Below are 16,471 nucleotides of genomic sequence, written 5' to 3' on the forward strand. Positions count from 1 at the left end.
AGGGTAGAAGTGTTTCCAACCAGATCGCGCTTCATGGCCTCCAGCCGTTTGATGGTGGCGATAGAGACCCCGGACTTCTCGGTGACGGGAGAGGGCCCTACGAGGATCGCGAGCCTGCGCTGGGTTGGACCGCTGCTGGCTCCCATGGCCAAGGCGGCATCTGGGGATGAGGATGAAAGATGATCCTGCCCTTCCCGCTCCTGTTCCGCATCTGGATTTCGATCGGCATGATGTGGTCGGCCAACCGCCTTGCGAACTCGGCGGGTTGGATCACGCCGGAAATTGAGGCATGAAATGAAGAAGGGGGTGGGTACGATGTACCTGCCCCCTTTCCTCTATGCGGCCGTCTAGCTGGGCATGCCCTGCGTCGAGTCAGCGTCGTCGTCTGGATCTTCGCCCTCTTCAACAGAGATCACATCATCTCCGCTGTTTAGGTCGTCATCCTCGATCACGCCTACGCCATCCTCGTCGTCGGGGAGGATGACCGGCTCGCCGTTGCCGGGGTTCTGAGACGACTGATCCACCGGCTGCCGCGAGATGTCGCCGATGCCGCCGCCGTGGCTCGCTGTGTCGAGATTGCCGTCATTGTTCTTGGACATTATTTCCTCCGTTGATTGAAGGAGGAAGGGGCCGCCAAGCAAAGTCGTTCCGCTACCGGCTCGCTGCCGCCGGGCTGCCATTCGAGGTTCGGTGGATGATCTCCCGATCGCCCTCGATCTCACTGGAAGCCTGCGCCCAAAACTCATGCTCTCGTCCATCCGGACGCCCTGCTAGCTCCCACAGGATATACGCCCGGTCCCGAACTTTCGGCGTGTTATCAATTGTCATCTCGCCCACCCATTTTGTTGCACTGCGCCGGAGCTTTCTTATGCTCCTATGTGTTGCCAACTGAATTAGAGCCATGGGACCGCAGCACAATGCAGACTGTTAGCTGGAAGGATATTTCCTTCACTGAAGAAGCTGGCCCGACATCGTTCGGAAAATTGACCCTTAGAATTACCGATGAGCACATCGCCCGGTGGAAGGAAGATCCTGACGGTCGTTATGCCATAATGTCGGCAGCCGAGGGCATTTCGCATGCCGATCTCGGGAAGTTCTACCCTAGCCTTTGACGACGGCATCCATGATGCGGCAGCCTCTAAATATTCGGAGGAGTGCATCAGATGGACCCCGAGGTACAAACTACGGCTTGAGACAGCGATACTCCTATAACGCCTGGTCATTGGCCCTTTCCGCCGATCGGCCTCTCCCGCGATCAGGCGAGCATCCATCTCGGCATAGAACCGAAGGAATTCGAGCGCTTGGTCAGAACCGGAGAGATGCCGCAGCCTCGCCGTCTCGGATCTCGGGAGGTCTGGCATCGGCAGGAGATTGAGATAGCCTTCGCTCGGCTGCCAGCCGGTGGTGATCCGAAAGTAAAGGTTCAGTCTCCAACCGCTTGGAAGCCGAGTGCCTACACCCCCAGCAGCCTCGCGGAACGATGGTCATGCTCCGAACGGCATATCCGCAACATGGTCAAACGAGGCGACATTCCCGCGTTCCAGTTCGGCGGCAAGTTGCTCCGCATTCGAACGGTCGATGTCGAGGCGTATGAATCTGGCGGCGTCGCTTCCCTCCAAAGTAGGTAGACGAACCCGCTGCGCCACAGTCCTCCGCAGTTGCACCCAAGCTCCAAGCGAAGCGCCTCGATGTCAGATGACCACCGCCGCCCAGCCTATGTCAGCTCCAAAACATTGGCGGACGAGCTGATGATCAGCGAAAGCACCGTCTACGCGATTGTCAGATGCGGGGTCCTGCCGAAGCCGCTGAAGCTCTCGCCCGGCTGCGTCCGCTGGCGGTGGGAGAGCGTCGTGCTTGCGATAGATTCCTTGGCCGAGCCGATGACCGGGGCCGTCGAGGATGATGACGATCCCATCATGCAACGGATCAGGGCCGCGCAGCGAGAGGCCGAAGATCCCTTCATGGTGGCACTCAAAAACGCCGAGAGAGATAGGGACGCCCCAGCTGGGCCACCCAAGGTCCCGAAAAGGCGAAAACGGGTGCTGCCGCCACCAGCGATGGAATAGCGATTGGCTTTGAAAACTTCCTTTAACGAAGCCGATTTGGATGAAAAGCGGGCTGACTTTGCAACCGACCAAACGTCTCGCGACATTAGCAGCGCGAGAGACTATTCCCCCGAAATAATGCCCCTGATACGTCGGCCTAGGTCGTTCATATTAAATGGTTTCGTTACCACCTGCATGCCGGGATCTAAATGCCCGTGGCTTAAGACCGCGTTCTCTGCATAGCCGGTGATGAACAATACCTTCAGGTCCGGCAGCAGCTCGCGGGCCGCGTCAGCTACTTGGCGCCCGTTCATGCCATTGGGCAATCCGACGTCCGTTATCAGCAAATCGATTTTGGTCATCGCTTGGAGCGCTTTTAAGCCAGATGGTCCATCACCAGCTTCGACCGTCGTGTACCCGAGGTCCTCCAGCACATCCACCACCAGCATTCGAACAAGGGGCTCGTCATCAATGACGAGGACAACCTCACCGGTATGCTCGGCAACGGACATTTCGGTAGAGGACAGAAGTTCAACGCTAACCTCGTCCCTATGATTTCTCGGCAGATAGACGCAGACCATCGTGCCCTGCCCGACCTCCGAATAAATGCGGACCTGCCCGCCCGACTGGCGCGCAAAGCCGTAGATCATGGAGAGGCCAAGCCCAGTGCCGACGCCGATCGGCTTCGTGGTGAAGAACGGATCGAATGCCTTCGAAATCACGTCCTGCGTCATGCCGACGCCATTGTCCGAGACGCACATGGACACGTACTGACCCGGTGGCAGGTCCCTTTCTTGAGCGGCACGTGGGTCAAGCCAGCGGTTGCTGGTCTCAATTGTGATCTTGCCGCCATCCGGCATGGCATCGCGTGCATTGATGCAAAGGTTGAGAAGAGCATTTTCGAGCTGGTTAGGATCGACGAGCGTTGACCAAAGTCCTCCCTTGGCAACGGTCTCAACGCCGATCTCTGGCCCCACCGTCCTTCGGACCAATTCCTCCATGTCCGCTACGAGACGGTTCACGTCCGTAGGCTTTGGAGTAAGGGTCTGACGACGTGAGAAGGCAAGAAGGCGATGGGTCAAAGCGGCGGCGCGCTTGGTAGCCCCTTGAGCACCCAGCATGTAACGGTCGATCTCGGCAGCGCGTCCCTGTGTGATCCGCGTTTGCATCATCTCCAGCGATCCGCTGATACCGGCAAGCAGGTTGTTGAAGTCGTGCGCCAAGCCACCGGTGAGCTGCCCGACAGCTTCCATCTTCTGTGACTGGCGTAGAGCCTCCTGCATAACGTTCATTTCCGCCTGCGCCATCAGGCGAGCGTTGATGTCCTCGGCATTGTGGAAGGCTCCGATGATACGACCTTCCTCATCGTGGAGCGGAGCATAGGTCAACTGCCAGGCCGGCTTGCCGATCTCGGGGTTGCCGAACTCCTCCTCCGTCGTGAACCGTTCCCCTGTCAACGCACGTGCCATCAGCGCCCGCATGACAGGCCTCTGCTCTGGAACGAAGAGGTCAGGGAAGACATCCCCGATCTTCGTCATGAAGCCGTTTACTCGGAAAAACTCATCGTTATGCGCCTTGTTGAAGGCGATCAGGCGAAAGTCCGCATCGAATGCGCAGATGGGCGAGCTGTGGCTTTGGAAGATGTTTTCGTAGAGGAGGAGAGCCTGTCTGCGCTCCTCGCTTTGCCTTTCAAGCTCATCTCGGGCTCGAGACAAGACCTCGCGTGCTTCGACAATCTCCTGGATGTCGGTGCAGGTCCCGAACCACCGTGTAATCCGTCCTAAGGTATCGCGTACAGGCTGAGCTCGACCGAGCACCCATCGATATTTGCCAGACCGGTGCCGCAGACGATATTCAATATGGTAAGGCTCGCCTGTCTCCAGGCAGCGGCGCCAGATGCCCCACGCCATTTCCTGATCGTCAGGATGGAACATTCCGTTCCAGGCTTCACCATCCGTAGTGCCTGCCGGAACCCCGGTGAAATCGTACCAACGCTGATTGTAGAAATCGTGGAAGCCATCGGGGCGCGTCGACCAGATCATCTGATCGATCGAGCCCGCCAGTGCCTCGAACCAGGCCACCCGCTCTTCCAGCTGTGCTTTCAATTCTCCATCGCCAGTGTCCAGCCCTTGCGGGAAGGGAAAGGGATCACTCATGCGACGCAGGCCTTCCAGATCACTTCCGATTCAGGCGACATGCCTATATGCGGGAAGAAGGTACTCCAACGGTCACTCTGAATGGTTTAAATCCCAACCGAAAGTGTTCTTTCCGAAGTCCTCCTACCTGCCGGCATGTCATTCCAGCCCCGGCCCATCAGTGGCAGCTCGACGAATGCCTACCGGCTCTTATGGTTGAGGCGAGAGCACAAGGCGAATGCAGCCGCCTGACCAGTCGCGCTGTGGTCGTTGTCGCCGTAGATGAAAACCATCTTGACGGCTGCGGGTGGCGCGCATCGCTGTCGCAGTCCGGCCGTCAGCGCCGCCCAGGTGGACACGTCATGGATGATCAAGGCAGACAGCGCCGTCTCGATGCGCTCGGCAACCCCGATGACTTCCGTTGGCGACAAATCCAACGAACTCCTTGGCCCCAATGCAGAGATAGCTGCAGGCCTGCAGGCGAGAAAGGATCGGCGGCGGGAACGGCCACTGTTCGGACAACCTGCCGTCAGCCATGATGCTGACCTTGGAAGGAGACGAGGGCGCCAGCCGAAAGCAAAAGTGGGGACCGGAGTGGGGAAGCCTCCGGCTCGCTAGCCGAAATTGAAATGAAAACAATAAGTTAGGAAGGGGTTCTGGTGGAGCTGAGCGGGATCGAACCGCTGACCTCGTCATTGCGAACGACGCGCTCTCCCAACTGAGCTACAGCCCCATCCACCAGACGGCTGCATCTAGAGCGTGGGGACAGGGAGTGTCAAGCGCCGGGATGATGTGTCGGCGATACGGCCCGACGGGACGGCGCGGCCCGGCACCGAACCCGGGCCGGGAGGCGAAAGGCCTGCGGCGACAGTGCAGCCGGATGCGGCCGTTGATCGTCTTGCCGGAGCGGTAACGATGCCGGCGATCGCTCGGGGCCAACGCCTTGCGCGGCAAGGGCGGCATCGTTAGATGAAGGCCGATCTCCACGAAGGCTTCGCCATGCTCGCTGTCCTGCAAGTCGTCCTCCTCGTTCTCGATATGCTGTGGTGGCTGATCATCCTGTCGGCGATCGTCTCCTGGCTCTACGCTTTCAACATCGTCAATCCCGGCAACCAGTTCGTCGATCAGGTCGGGCGCTTCCTCTACCGCGCCACCGAGCCGCTGTACCGGCCGATCCGCCGCGTGCTGCCGGATCTCGGCGGCATCGATCTGTCGCCGCTGGTGGTGTTGCTCGCGATCTTCTTCCTGCAGCAACTGATCGTCCTCTACATCGCGCCGGCCGTGGTGCGGGCCGGCATCTGAGCGAGGCCTTCTTCGAGCGCCTGCCGGAGGGGCTCTCGCTCCGCATCCGGCTGACGCCGAAAGCCTCCGCCGACCGGATCGACGGCATCGGCGCCGCGCCGGACGGTCGTGCCGTGCTGATCGCCAGGGTGCGGGCCTTGCCCGAGGACGGTGCGGCGAATGCCGCCCTCATCGCGCTGCTGTCGAAATCCCTGAAACTGCCGAAATCCAGCCTGTCGCTCGCGAGCGGCGGCAAGGGGCGCGTTAAGACGGTGGTCGCCAACGGTGATTCCGCGGCGCTGTCGGACGCTCTGGCGCGGCTCGAGAGCCTGCTCGCCGGCGGCCATTAGGAAGGGCGCGACCTCACCGATCCCGCGTGAAGGGAGCTGACCTCAACGGTCGCGCGCTTAGGGAGCTGACCTCGACGATCATGCGTTAAGGGACCTGACCTCGACGGTCGTCATCCTCGCGCGCAGCGCGGGGACCCATGCCTCTGCTATGGCATCGCTGTCCGGCCCAGGAGTTGGCAGGTTACGTCCACCGTAGTGTCGCCTTCCGCGCCTCGGCATGGGTCCCCGCGCTTACGCGCGAGGATGACGAAACTTCGAGCGGGTGGCGCCTTCCGTGCGGAATAGCCTGCCCCGAAAACGACAACGACCGCGCCGGCAGGGCCGACGCGGTCGTTGTCAGGCGCTGGAAGGCGCGCTTACTTCTGCAGCGTGCCGGCCTTGTAGGCGGCGTCGCGGTCGACGGCCTCGAGGATCAGCTTCTTGGCCATGGCGCTGTCGCCCCAGTCGCCGATCTTCACCCATTTGCCGGGCTCGAGATCCTTGTAGTGCTCGAAGAAGTGGGCGATCTGCTGCAGCGAGATTTCCGGCAGCTGGTTGTATTCGGTGACGTTCTCGTAGCGGCGGGTGAGCTTCGGCGACGGCACGGCGAGGATCTTCTCGTCCTGGCCGCTGTTGTCTTCCATGATCAGCACGCCGATCGGCCGGCAGTTGATGACGCAGCCGGGGAACAGCGGGCGGGTGTTGCACACCAGCACGTCGATCGGGTCGCCATCGTCGGACAGGGTGTGCGGCACGAAGCCGTAATTGCCGGGATAGGTCATCGGCGTATAGAGGAAGCGGTCGACGAACAGCGCGCCGGCTTCCTTGTCCATCTCGTACTTGATGGGGTGGCCGCCGACCGGGCACTCGATGATGACGTTGATGTCTTCGGGCGGGTTGTTGCCCCGCGGGATGGCGTCGATGCGCATGGAAATAACCTTCCTTCGGATAATGCGCGCTGCTTACCGGGAAGCGAGCGGCCGTGCAACACGGCGGCGTGTTCGGGCGCTGCGCAAGGTTACCGCGACCCGTACGGCGACCCCGCCGATGTCGCGGATGGACACGGTGGCGACACGCGGCCTGCCTATCCTCGCTCTGTCCCGGATCCGCAGCCGGGACGCATTCTGGAGACGGGCATGATCAGCATTTTCGAGCTCTTCAAGATCGGCATCGGCCCGTCCTCGTCGCACACGGTCGGGCCGATGAAGGCCGCCTTCATGTTCGCCGAGGCGGCACGGCAGCAAGGCCTCGTCGGGCGGACGGTGAGACTGCGGGTCGACCTTTTCGGCTCGCTCGCCTGGACCGGCAAGGGCCACGGCACCGACAAGGCGGTGATCCTCGGCCTTGCCGGCATGCGGCCGGAGACGGTGGATGCCGATGCCGCCGACGCGACCGTCGCGGCTTTGTCGAAGGAGAAGCGGCTCGCCTTCGGCGGCGGGGCCCCGATCGACTTCGACCCCGCCCTCGACATCGTCTTCGACGGCATCTCGGAAACCCCGCAGCACCCCAACACGCTCGCCTTCGCAGCGCTCAATGCGGACGGGGCCGTCCTTCTGGCCCAGCGCTGGTGCTCGGTCGGCGGCGGCTTCATCGTCGAGGAGGCGGAGGTCGGCCAGCTCTCCGCCGACGAGCGCCCGGTGCCCTTCGCCTTCCGCAGCGGCCGCGCGCTGATGGCGCTCGGCGAGGAACACGGCCTGTCGATCGCCGAAATGGTGTTCCGCAACGAGTGCGCGCTGCGGCCGGCCGAGGAGGTCGAGGCGCACATCGCGCTGGTTCACCGCGCGATGATGGACTGCATCGACCGCGGCCTGACCCGCAAGGGCGAGCTGCCGGGCGGCCTGCAGGTTCGCCGGCGGGCCGCGGCGCTGCGCGAGAAGCTGGAAGCCGAGCGCACCGCCAACGACCGGCCGCCGCATCAGATCATGGACTGGGTCAGCCTCTACGCCATCGCCGTCAACGAGGAGAATGCCGCGGGCGGGCGCGTCGTCACCGCGCCGACCAACGGCGCAGCGGGCATCATGCCGGCGGTGCTGCGCTATTTCCGCGAGCACTGCCCGGGCGCGGCGATGGCAGGCGCGCGCGACTTCCTCCTCACCGCCACCGCGGTCGGCGGCCTGTTCAAGATGAACGCCTCGATCTCCGGCGCCGAAGTCGGCTGCCAGGGCGAGGTCGGCGTCGCCTGCTCGATGGCCGCGGCGGGGCTCGCCGCAGCGCTCGGCGGCACGATCGCGCAGATCGAGAACGCCGCGGAGATCGGCATGGAGCACCATCTCGGCCTCACCTGCGACCCGATCGGCGGCCTCGTGCAGATCCCTTGCATCGAGCGCAACGCCTTCGGCGCCGTCAGCGCCATCCAGGCGGCGTCGCTGGCGCTGCGCGGCGACGGGCGCCATGTCGTCTCGCTCGACAAGGTAATCCACACCATGCGGGAGACCGGGCGGGACATGCAGTCGAAATACAAGGAGACGTCGCAAGGGGGCCTGGCCGTGAATTTTCCGGAGTGCTGAGAAGCCTCGTTTCGCACCTCCGGGGCTGCGGAACTGACACGGCGGCCTTGCATCCGGTCGACATTTAACCGAGAGCCGAAGCCCGCCGGTTCGCGCGCCTTGTTTCCCGGTGCCCGCCCTTTCTTCCGGAGTTCGAATGCCCAGCAACGCCCGCTCTGCCCCGTGGCACATCCTCCTCGTGCTGGCGCTGATGGCCGCGACCGCCGCGATCCTCCTCGCGATGGGCCGGGTGCCGATCTGTCCTTGCGGGACCGTCTCGCTGTGGAACGGCGGGGTGAACAGCCCGGAAAACTCGCAGCAGCTTTCTGACTGGTACTCGCCTTCGCACCTGATCCACGGCTTCCTGTTCTTCGCCCTGTTCCGGTGGATTGCCCGCGGCCAGCCGCTGGGACTTCGGCTGGCGATGGCGATGGCGGTGGCGCTGGAGGCTGCCTGGGAGATTCTCGAGAACAGCCAGCTGGTCATCAGCCGCTACCGCGCGGCGACGATCGCGCTCGACTATACCGGCGACAGCGTGCTGAACTCGATGAGCGACATCGGCTTCATGATGCTCGGCTTTGTCCTCGCCGGACGCCTGCCGGTCTGGCTGACGGTGGCGATCGCGTTGTTCTTCGAGGTCTTCGCGGCGGTTATGGTCCGGGACAACCTGACGCTGAATGTCCTGATGCTCGTCTGGCCGCTGCAGGCGGTGAAGGACTGGCAAAGCGCGCTCTGACCCTCATGGGGTAGCCTTCAAGCCGGATTGGGCGGCATCGAACGAGCGGGATGAAAGCGCAGTACGAGGAGCGCACTTCTGAACGCGGTCGGCCTATCGCCAGACGAAGGCGACCTTGCGCAACGTCGTCTCTTCGAATGTCTCTTCACCCTCGGCAACGTCGGCGCCGCCGAGGGCGCCATAAAATTCCATCGCATTGTCGTTGTCGGCGAGCGCCCAGACGGCAATGCCGTTCATGCCGCGGGTGCGCAGCAGGTCACGCGCCGCCGCGAACAGCCGCCGGCCGAAGCCGAGCCCCTGGAATTTCGGCTGCAGATAGAGCTCGTAGATCTCGCCGTCGGCCAGCAGCGCCTTGGTGCGGTTGCGCCCGAGCGTGGCATAGCCGGCGATCTCGCCGTCGAACTCGATGACGAGGATCGCCGCCCGGTTGCCGATCGCCTGCCGCCACCAGTCCGGCCCGCGCCGCTGCAGCATGCGCGTCAACGACGAATAGGGAATGATGCCGCGATAGGCGCCTTGCCATGACGCTGCGTGCACCGAAGCCAGGTCGGCTGCGTCACCTTCTTCAGCAAATCTTACTTCGGCGGCTATCGTCTTCATGCTTTGGTAACCATAAGGGCGAAGGTTCGATCCGCCTGTTCCATCCATTTACTTCAAATCACTGCGAAGTGATCCTGTGCCTAAGGAATCGTACCGGCCGGTCATGGTCAACGACGGATTGACACAGTCCGCTGCTTTGCACCGTTATTTGCGCTGCAGCACACCTGTGGCGAGGGCGCGCTGAATACCGGCAACGTTGGAAGAACGCGACAATTGCCGGGTTACCGGCGTGCCTTGCGAGGAAATCCAGATCGTCAGTTCTGCATCCGTGTCGAAACTGCCGGCGGTTTCCAGCGAGAACATGGTGATCGAGCGGTAGGGGATCGAATGGATCTCGCGCTTGCGGCCGGTGACGCCTTGCTTGTCGACGAGGATCAGCCGGTGGCTGGTGAACACCATCAGGTCGCGGACGATGGAGAAGGCGAGGTCGATCTCCTCGTCCGGCACCAGGATCGGTTCGAGGTCGCGCCGGACGCCTTCGACATCGACGTCGCTGGCAAGGCCGAGCAGTCCGGACAAGAGTCCCATGTGCATTCTCTCCATCGAATGACGCCGCGCCGCGGCTGCTACCGTGCTTGCCGCATATAGGTCGGGGCGGCTATCAGTCGACGGCGCCGCCGGGGCGCGGGGGTGGACGCCATGAACAGTCGGATGGTTCTGCGATGAGCGGCGCGTCGAGTTTCGGGCCGGACTTTCCCTTCGCCTTCGACAGCTGGCTGAAGCATCCGTCGGGCCTCGGCGAGATCCCGGCCGCGAAGTACGGCGCGGAGGTCGCGATCATCGGCGCTGGGATGGCCGGGCTGGTCGCGGCGCACGAGCTGATGAAGCTCGGACTGAAGCCGGTGGTCTACGAATCCGGCCAGCTCGGCGGCCGTTTGCGCTCGCAGGCCTTCGAGGGCGCCGCCGGCATCGTCGCCGAGCTCGGCGCCATGCGCTTTCCCCGCACCTCCAGCGCCTTCTTCCACTATGTCGACGACCTCGGCCTCGCCACGCGTCCCTTTCCCAATCCGCTGACGGCGGCCGCCGGCTCGACGGTGGTCGACCTCGAAAGCGAGCACTTCTACGCCGAGACGCTGGCCGACCTGCCGCCGCTGTTCCAGGAAGTCGCCGCCGCCTATGCCGACGCGCTGGAGGAAGGGTTCGGCTATGCCTCGCTGAAGGCCGCGATCGCCGCCCGCGACGCTGCGGCGGTGAAGGCGATCTGGAACCCCCTCGTCTCGCTTTGGGACGAGCGGACCTTCTACGACTTCGTCACGACCTCGAAGCCGTTCCAAAAACTCACCTTCCGCCACCGCGAGGTGTTCGGCCAGGTCGGCTTCGGCACCGGCGGCTGGGATTCGGACTTTCCGAACTCGATGCTGGAGATCCTGCGCGTCAATGCGCTCGGCTTCGACGACGACCAGCACTACATCGTCGGCGGCGCCGAGCAGGTGCCGCAGGGGATCTGGCGCAAGGTGCCGGAGAAGATGGCGCACTGGCCGGCCGGCACGAGCCTTGCCGACCTCAACCACGGCGCGACACGCCCGGCCGCGGTGGCGATCAACCGGCTGCCGGGCGGGCATCTCGAGGTGATCGACCGCTGGGGCCGGCGCAACAGCTATGATGCCGTGCTCGCGACTTGCCAGAGCTGGCTCTTGACCACCGCGATCAAGACCGAGGAGAGCCTGTTCAGCCAGAAGCTCTGGATGGCGCTCGACCGCACCCGCTACATGCAGTCATCGAAGACTTTCGTGATGGTCGACCGGCCGTTCTGGAAGGACAAGGACCCACTCACCGGCCACGACGTGATGTCGATGACGCTGACCGACCGACTGACCCGCGGCACCTATCTCTTCGACAACGGGCCGGGCCAGCCGGGGGTGATCTGCCTCACCTATTCCTGGATGTCGGACGCGCTGAAGATGTTGCCCTTCACCGCCGAGCGGCGGGTCGAGCTGGCGCTCGACGCGCTGGCGAAGATCTATCCGACGGTCGACATCGCCGGCCACATCATCGGCGATCCCATCACCGTCTCCTGGGAATCGGACCCGAACTTCCTTGGCGCCTTCAAGGGCGCGCTGCCGGGCCACTACCGCTACAACGACCGCATGTACGAGCACTTCATGCAGGCAGCGCTGCCGCCGGTCGAGCGCGGCATCTTCCTCGCGGGCGACGACGTCTCGTTCACCCCCGGCTGGGTCGAGGGCGCCGTGCAGACCGCGCTCAACGCCGTCTGGGGCGTGATGGCGCAGTTCGGTGGCAAGTCGCCCGCCGACAATCCGGGGCCCGGCGACGTCTGGAACGAGCTGAAGCCGGTGCGGCTCAGCGACTGATCAGCAGGCGGTATTGTCGCAACCAGTAGAATTTCGTCATCCTCGCGCGCAGCGCGGGGACCCATGCCGAGACCTCGGAAGCAATTTTGCTCTGCTTTGCAGCGCTTGTTCTTCGCAGAAACGGTGGCTGAAACGGAGAGGCATGGGTCCCCGCGCTGCGCGCGAGTATGACGATCGTGAAGGTCTGCACTTTGCCGAAGTGTTGCAGTAATTGTGCCGTCAGGACCTGAGGCGATCCTGTCGATCAACGCACCGGACTGTCTGACGAGCGAAACCGAAGGCTACCAGCTGCTGCAAGCAAAACCTTACTCGCCGGCCTCTTCGAACAGGGTGCTGAGCTTCCAGGGGAAATCCTTGCCCCGCGACTCGATGTCGTCGACCTTCCAGCCGCCGTGCTCCTTGACCAGGCTGTAGTAGAGCACCGTCGGGTCGTCCATGTTGTCGAAGCCGACGGTGACGCTGGCGCCGGAGCCTGAAATCTTCGGCGTGCCGATCTTGAGGTTGGTGATCTTGAAATCCTGGCCGGCGATCACCGGATCGAAGTCCAGTGCGCCGATCTCGCCCTCCGGCGTCTTCGCCTCGTCGGCGGCATAGAGCCCGTTCAGCCGGTCCGAGAAGAACGGCTTGTAGTCCTCGACGCTGATGTCCTCGAGATAGGGAGCGTAGAGCGCGGTCAGCACCGCCTCCGGGCTGGCGAAGGGCTCGGCCCGTGCCGGGCTCGACAGGAGGGCGGAGAGAAACAGGAAGAGAAGGACAGGCAGGCGCATCGGATCATCCTCGCCGAACGGTGACGCCGAGGATTAACAGAGCCGATCGCCGGCGGACAGAGACGCCGTGAGCGGCTTTCAGTCGCGACTGCGGGCCGCCGGGAACCGTTGCGGATCCTGCCGGCGGCGGGGTCGCCGTCCAACATCCCAACCATCTGCGGTGCGATGCCCCTTAGAGGGTAGCTTACCGGATCAGGTGCCGGCGCCGATCAGAAGGTTCTGCAGCGACTGGTGCGAGTTCGAGGGGACGATGTTCACCACGGTGTAGCCGCGGCGCTTCAGCCCCGCCAGAAACTCCGGCAGCATCGCCGCCGTTCGGCCGTGGATGTCGTGGAACAGGATGATGCCGGATCCCCGCTGGTCGAGGCGGGCGATGCTGCGGCTCGCGACCTCGTCCGGCGTGCTGACGAAATAGTCCTTCGAATCGACGTCGGCATCGATGACGACGGTACCGCCCGCGGCCAGCGCGTGGCGGAGCGCCTTGGTGTCGGAGAGATAGGGAAAGCGGAAGAACGGCGCGGCTTGCACCCGCATCGGCGTCAGCGCCGCCGCAATGCTCTCCTGCCCCTCGCGGATTTCACCGAGCGCTTTTTCGGTCGAGAGTTTCGCGAGATCGGCATGGTGCTGGGTGTGCGAGCCGATGGTGTGACCATGGGCGGCGACCTTGCGCACCATGGACGGGTAGGCGCGCGCCATGCTGCCGACCATCAGGAACGTCGCCTTGACGCCGTTGGTGTCGAGCGTGTCGAGAATGCGGTCGGTGTATTTCGGCGAGGGGCCATCGTCGAAGGTGAGGACGACCTCGCCTTTCTGGAGCACGAGGTCCTTGACCGACTTGACGAGGATCGTCCTCCCGGTCAGCGCCGTCTTTCGGTCGCCGAGAAACGGCCCGGCCATCCGCAGCGGCACGCCTTCTGTGGCGGCATCGGCGAAGGCCAACGGCTTCGGCGCCAGCATGCCCGCGGTGTTCTTCGGGAGATTGGCACAACCGGCGCTCAAGATCAGGCAACAGGCGGCGGCAAGGGTGGAAAACGACCTGATCATGCAAATCTCTTTTCTCTTAATGCCTCCGCGGTTTACGCAATCATGGTTAACAGTCTCCTACACCGCTCGCCCCCGACCGGCGGCGTGGTAAGGTCTGGTGCAGGTTGGGCGTTGGCGGCGCGCCATGGCGCAGCTGGAAGCCCGCTGACGTCGATCTCACTTGGAGAGTGCCGGGATGAGGTGGGGGAGGACTGCATGACTTGCGATACAGACGCTGTGGACCCGAAGCGGGACCCTTCGGCTAAAGTGCCCGCGGGGCAGGCTCCGTCAGCGACAGCCACAGCGATCGAGATCGAGGTCACCGACGCTCCCGGCGCCGAGGATGCCGCGCGGGTGGTGGCGGGCCTCGTCGGCTTCAACGCGTCGACGGTCGGCCCGTCGAACCGGCAGACGCTCGCGGCGCTCCTGCGCAGCGGGGAGGGCGTCGTCGGCGGGGTGATCGGCTACACCGCCTGGGGCTGGCTCTACATCGAGAAGGTCTGGGTCGACGAGACGCTGCGCGGTCAAGGCTTCGCCGCCCGGCTGCTCGCCGCCGCCGAGGCCGAGGCGCGGCGCCGTCTCTGCCGCGGCATCTTCCTCGATACCTTCAACCCGGCCGCCCGCCGCCTCTACGAACGCGAGGGTTTCGAGGTCTGCGGCGAGATCGCCGACTTCACCGCCGGCCAGCCGCGGATGTTCCTGCAGAAACGGCTCTGAGACGCCGGCCTGAACGAAAAAAAGGCGGAGCCGAAGCCCCGCCTTTTCAAATGATACCGATCGCCAAGGGAGCCTTAGGCCGCCTTCGACTTCGAGTGCCGCTTGCGCTCGTTCGGGTCGAGGTAAAGCTTGCGAAGACGGATAGTCTTCGGCGTCACTTCCACCAGCTCGTCGTCCTGGATCCAGGAGAGCGCGCGGTCGAGCGTCATGCGGATCGGCGGGGTCAGCTTGATCGCCTCGTCCTTGCCGGACGCGCGCATGTTGGTCAGCTTCTTGCCCTTCAGCACGTTCACCTCGAGATCGTTCTCGCGGGTGTGGATGCCGATGATCATGCCCTCATAGACCTTGGTGCCGGACTCGATCACCATCGGGCCGCGGTCTTCCAGGTGGAACATTGCGAAGGCGACGCTCTCGCCGGCGTCGTTCGAGATCAGGACGCCGGTGTTGCGGCCGGCGAGCTCACCCTTGTACGGCGCATAGGAGTGGAACAGGCGGTTCATGATCGCCGTGCCGCGGGTGTCGGTCATCAGTTCCGACTGGTAGCCGATGAGGCCGCGGGTCGGGGCGTGGAAGACCAGGCGCTGGCGACCGCCGCCGGACGGGCGAAGCTCGACCATCTCGGCTTTGCGCTCGCTCATCTTCTGCACGACGATGCCGGCATGCTCCTCGTCGACGTCGACCACGACCTCTTCGATCGGCTCGAGCTTCTCGCCGTTCTCGCCGGTCTGCATGATGACGCGCGGACGCGAGATGCCGATCTCGAAGCCTTCGCGGCGCATGGTCTCGATCAGCACCGCGAGCTGCAATTCGCCGCGGCCGGAGACGTAGAACGAATCCTTGTCCTCGGCTTCCTCGATCTTCAGCGCGACGTTGCCCTCGGCCTCCTTGAGCAGGCGGTCGCGGATGACGCGGCTGGTGACCTTGTCACCCTCGGTGCCGGCGAGCGGCGAGTTGTTGACGATGAAGGACATCGTCACGGTCGGCGGATCGATCGGCTGGGCGACCAGCGGCTCGGTGACCTGCGGGTCGCAGAAGGTGTCGGCGACGGTGCCCTTCGAGAGGCCGGCGATGGCGACGATGTCGCCCGCCTCGGCATACTCGACCGGAACGCGCTCGAGGCCGCGGAACGACAGGATCTTGGTGATGCGGCCGGTTTCGAGCTGCGTACCGTCGCCGTGCAGGACCTTGACGGCCTGGTTCGGCTTGATCGAGCCCGACTGGATTCGGCCGGTGATGATGCGGCCGAGGAAGGGGTTGGCCTCGAGGATGGTGCCGATCATCTTGAACGGCTCGTCCTTGCCGGCGGTGTCCGGCTCCGGCACGTGCTTGACGATGAGGTCGAACAGCGGCTCGAGGCCCTTGTCCTGCGGACCCTCCGGCGCTTCGGCCATCCAGCCGCCGCGGCCCGAGCCGTAGAGGACGGGGAAGTCGAGCTGCTCTTCGGTCGCGTCGAGCGCCACGAAGAGGTCGAAGATCTCGTTCAGCACTTCCTGGTGACGCTCGTCGTGGCGGTCGATCTTGTTGATCGCGACGATCGGCTTCAGGCCGACCTTGAGCGCCTTGCCCAGAACGAACTTGGTCTGCGGCATCGGGCCTTCCGACGCGTCGACGAGGATGACCGCGCCGTCCACCATGTTCAGGATACGCTCGACCTCGCCGCCGAAGTCGGCGTGGCCTGGCGTGTCGACGATGTTGATGCGGACATCCTTCCACTCGACCGAGGTCGCCTTGGCCAGGATCGTGATGCCACGCTCCTTTTCAAGATCGTTGGAATCCATCGCCCGCTCTTCCTGGCGCTGGTTCTCGCGGAACGAGCCGGACTGGGAGAGCAGCTTGTCGACCAGGGTCGTCTTGCCATGGTCGACGTGCGCGATGATCGCGATGTTGCGGAGCTTCATTCAATACCACCGGAAAAGATTGGCGCGTCGCGGTGTTTCACGTGAAACAAAGTCGCAAAGCTTGCATGCGCGCTGCCTTACATGATTTTCCGCAGATGCGAAAGGTCTGAGGCAAAGCGTCTGTCCGGGAGATGGGGTCGGG

18 protein-coding genes and 1 tRNA gene are annotated in these 16,471 nt (G+C 63.8%); 8 read left to right on the forward strand and 11 right to left on the reverse strand.

Annotation, left to right across the window (positions count from 1 at the left end; all coding sequences use genetic code 11):
- Positions 1-347 precede the first annotated feature (347 nt).
- Entirely contained in the window at positions 348-599 is a 252-nt protein-coding gene (locus ACZLZY_RS17535) for a hypothetical protein (protein ID WP_472935498.1), read from the reverse strand.
- 52 nt (positions 600-651) lie between these two features.
- A complete protein-coding gene (locus ACZLZY_RS17540; RefSeq protein ID WP_472935499.1) occupies positions 652-903 on the reverse strand; it encodes a DUF2934 domain-containing protein in 252 nt (83 codons plus the stop codon).
- 416 nt (positions 904-1,319) lie between these two features.
- On the opposite strand from ACZLZY_RS17540, the gene ACZLZY_RS17545 reads away from it, so the two are divergent.
- Both ACZLZY_RS17545 and ACZLZY_RS17550 read left to right on the forward strand, forming a co-directional pair.
- Positions 1,320-1,628 (forward strand): helix-turn-helix domain-containing protein, encoded by a 309-nt coding sequence (locus ACZLZY_RS17545; RefSeq protein ID WP_472935600.1) that lies wholly within the window; start codon positions 1,320-1,322, stop codon positions 1,626-1,628.
- 60 nt (positions 1,629-1,688) lie between these two features.
- On the forward strand, positions 1,689-2,066 hold the full coding sequence (locus tag ACZLZY_RS17550; RefSeq protein WP_472935500.1) for a helix-turn-helix transcriptional regulator: 378 nt from the start codon (positions 1,689-1,691) through the stop codon (positions 2,064-2,066).
- A 101-nt stretch (positions 2,067-2,167) separates the two neighbouring features.
- On the opposite strand, the gene ACZLZY_RS17555 is transcribed toward ACZLZY_RS17550, so the two are convergent.
- The 3 genes from ACZLZY_RS17555 to ACZLZY_RS17565 form a co-directional block, all read right to left on the reverse strand.
- On the reverse strand, positions 2,168-4,201 hold the full coding sequence (locus ACZLZY_RS17555; protein ID WP_472935501.1) for a hybrid sensor histidine kinase/response regulator: 2,034 nt from the start codon (positions 4,199-4,201) through the stop codon (positions 2,168-2,170).
- 179 nt (positions 4,202-4,380) lie between these two features.
- Positions 4,381-4,617, reverse strand: coding sequence for a toprim domain-containing protein (locus tag ACZLZY_RS17560; protein ID WP_472935502.1), 237 nt, complete (start codon positions 4,615-4,617; stop codon positions 4,381-4,383).
- A 220-nt stretch (positions 4,618-4,837) separates the two neighbouring features.
- A tRNA-Ala gene (locus tag ACZLZY_RS17565) sits at positions 4,838-4,913 on the reverse strand.
- A gap of 266 nt (positions 4,914-5,179) precedes the next feature.
- Between ACZLZY_RS17565 and ACZLZY_RS17570 the strand changes: the two genes are divergently transcribed.
- Positions 5,180-5,482 carry a YggT family protein gene (locus tag ACZLZY_RS17570; protein ID WP_472935601.1) on the forward strand — a complete coding sequence of 101 codons (303 nt, stop codon included), beginning with the start codon at positions 5,180-5,182 and terminating at the stop codon, positions 5,480-5,482.
- A gap of 44 nt (positions 5,483-5,526) precedes the next feature.
- Positions 5,527-5,811: a DUF167 family protein gene (locus ACZLZY_RS17575; RefSeq protein WP_472935602.1), complete on the forward strand. Its 285-nt coding sequence runs from the start codon at positions 5,527-5,529 to the stop codon at positions 5,809-5,811.
- A gap of 356 nt (positions 5,812-6,167) precedes the next feature.
- On the opposite strand, the gene ppa is transcribed toward ACZLZY_RS17575, so the two are convergent.
- Positions 6,168-6,719: an inorganic diphosphatase gene (gene ppa / locus ACZLZY_RS17580; protein WP_472935503.1), complete on the reverse strand. Its 552-nt coding sequence runs from the start codon at positions 6,717-6,719 to the stop codon at positions 6,168-6,170.
- 207 nt (positions 6,720-6,926) lie between these two features.
- On the opposite strand from ppa, the gene ACZLZY_RS17585 reads away from it, so the two are divergent.
- A complete protein-coding gene (locus tag ACZLZY_RS17585) occupies positions 6,927-8,297 on the forward strand; it encodes an L-serine ammonia-lyase (protein ID WP_472935504.1) in 1,371 nt (456 codons plus the stop codon).
- 190 nt (positions 8,298-8,487) lie between these two features.
- Positions 8,488-9,012, forward strand: a complete 525-nt coding sequence (locus ACZLZY_RS17590; RefSeq protein WP_472935603.1) for a DUF2585 domain-containing protein — start codon at positions 8,488-8,490, stop codon at positions 9,010-9,012.
- A gap of 93 nt (positions 9,013-9,105) precedes the next feature.
- Here ACZLZY_RS17590 and ACZLZY_RS17595 read toward each other — a convergent pair whose 3' ends face one another.
- Both ACZLZY_RS17595 and ACZLZY_RS17600 read right to left on the reverse strand, forming a co-directional pair.
- Entirely contained in the window at positions 9,106-9,612 is a 507-nt protein-coding gene (locus ACZLZY_RS17595; protein ID WP_472935505.1) for a GNAT family N-acetyltransferase, read from the reverse strand.
- A gap of 144 nt (positions 9,613-9,756) precedes the next feature.
- Positions 9,757-10,140 carry a PH domain-containing protein gene (locus ACZLZY_RS17600; protein WP_472935506.1) on the reverse strand — a complete coding sequence of 128 codons (384 nt, stop codon included), beginning with the start codon at positions 10,138-10,140 and terminating at the stop codon, positions 9,757-9,759.
- Between the two features lie 134 nt (positions 10,141-10,274).
- Between ACZLZY_RS17600 and ACZLZY_RS17605 the strand changes: the two genes are divergently transcribed.
- Positions 10,275-11,924 (forward strand): flavin monoamine oxidase family protein, encoded by a 1,650-nt coding sequence (locus ACZLZY_RS17605; protein ID WP_472935507.1) that lies wholly within the window; start codon positions 10,275-10,277, stop codon positions 11,922-11,924.
- 305 nt (positions 11,925-12,229) lie between these two features.
- Here the strand turns inward: ACZLZY_RS17605 and ACZLZY_RS17610 are convergent, their stop codons facing one another.
- Both ACZLZY_RS17610 and ACZLZY_RS17615 read right to left on the reverse strand, forming a co-directional pair.
- A complete protein-coding gene (locus ACZLZY_RS17610) occupies positions 12,230-12,691 on the reverse strand; it encodes a DUF3828 domain-containing protein (protein WP_472935508.1) in 462 nt (153 codons plus the stop codon).
- A gap of 192 nt (positions 12,692-12,883) precedes the next feature.
- Positions 12,884-13,735 carry a polysaccharide deacetylase family protein gene (locus ACZLZY_RS17615; protein WP_472935509.1) on the reverse strand — a complete coding sequence of 284 codons (852 nt, stop codon included), beginning with the start codon at positions 13,733-13,735 and terminating at the stop codon, positions 12,884-12,886.
- A gap of 195 nt (positions 13,736-13,930) precedes the next feature.
- Between ACZLZY_RS17615 and ACZLZY_RS17620 the strand changes: the two genes are divergently transcribed.
- Positions 13,931-14,431, forward strand: coding sequence for a GNAT family N-acetyltransferase (locus ACZLZY_RS17620; RefSeq protein ID WP_472935510.1), 501 nt, complete (start codon positions 13,931-13,933; stop codon positions 14,429-14,431).
- A 74-nt stretch (positions 14,432-14,505) separates the two neighbouring features.
- Here the strand turns inward: ACZLZY_RS17620 and typA are convergent, their stop codons facing one another.
- The gene (gene typA / locus ACZLZY_RS17625) at positions 14,506-16,329 is read right to left on the reverse strand and encodes a translational GTPase TypA (RefSeq protein ID WP_472935511.1); all 1,824 of its coding nucleotides are present in this window, start codon (positions 16,327-16,329) and stop codon (positions 14,506-14,508) included.
- Positions 16,330-16,471: the final 142 nt, after the last annotated feature.

Source organism: Mesocryomonas lacus (assembly GCF_055730135.2).

Bases quoted from the DNA above. Each gene is read 5' to 3' on its own strand.
- ACZLZY_RS17535 (WP_472935498.1), bottom strand. From the start codon at position 599: ATGTCCAAGAACAATGACGGCAATCTCGACACAGCGAGCCACGGCGGC.
- ACZLZY_RS17545 (WP_472935600.1), top strand. From the start codon at position 1,320: ATGCCGCAGCCTCGCCGTCTCGGATCTCGGGAGGTCTGGCATCGGCAG.
- ACZLZY_RS17605 (WP_472935507.1), top strand. From the start codon at position 10,275: ATGAGCGGCGCGTCGAGTTTCGGGCCGGACTTTCCCTTCGCCTTCGAC.
- ACZLZY_RS17610 (WP_472935508.1), bottom strand. From the start codon at position 12,691: ATGCGCCTGCCTGTCCTTCTCTTCCTGTTTCTCTCCGCCCTCCTGTCG.
- ACZLZY_RS17540 (WP_472935499.1), bottom strand. From the start codon at position 903: ATGGCTCTAATTCAGTTGGCAACACATAGGAGCATAAGAAAGCTCCGG.
- ACZLZY_RS17590 (WP_472935603.1), top strand. From the start codon at position 8,488: ATGGCCGCGACCGCCGCGATCCTCCTCGCGATGGGCCGGGTGCCGATC.
- ACZLZY_RS17585 (WP_472935504.1), top strand. From the start codon at position 6,927: ATGATCAGCATTTTCGAGCTCTTCAAGATCGGCATCGGCCCGTCCTCG.
- typA (WP_472935511.1), bottom strand. From the start codon at position 16,329: ATGAAGCTCCGCAACATCGCGATCATCGCGCACGTCGACCATGGCAAG.
- ACZLZY_RS17550 (WP_472935500.1), top strand. From the start codon at position 1,689: ATGTCAGATGACCACCGCCGCCCAGCCTATGTCAGCTCCAAAACATTG.
- ACZLZY_RS17570 (WP_472935601.1), top strand. From the start codon at position 5,180: ATGCTCGCTGTCCTGCAAGTCGTCCTCCTCGTTCTCGATATGCTGTGG.
- ACZLZY_RS17555 (WP_472935501.1), bottom strand. From the start codon at position 4,201: ATGAGTGATCCCTTTCCCTTCCCGCAAGGGCTGGACACTGGCGATGGA.
- ACZLZY_RS17595 (WP_472935505.1), bottom strand. From the start codon at position 9,612: ATGAAGACGATAGCCGCCGAAGTAAGATTTGCTGAAGAAGGTGACGCA.
- ACZLZY_RS17615 (WP_472935509.1), bottom strand. From the start codon at position 13,735: ATGATCAGGTCGTTTTCCACCCTTGCCGCCGCCTGTTGCCTGATCTTG.
- ACZLZY_RS17600 (WP_472935506.1), bottom strand. From the start codon at position 10,140: ATGGGACTCTTGTCCGGACTGCTCGGCCTTGCCAGCGACGTCGATGTC.
- ppa (WP_472935503.1), bottom strand. From the start codon at position 6,719: ATGCGCATCGACGCCATCCCGCGGGGCAACAACCCGCCCGAAGACATC.
- ACZLZY_RS17620 (WP_472935510.1), top strand. From the start codon at position 13,931: ATGACTTGCGATACAGACGCTGTGGACCCGAAGCGGGACCCTTCGGCT.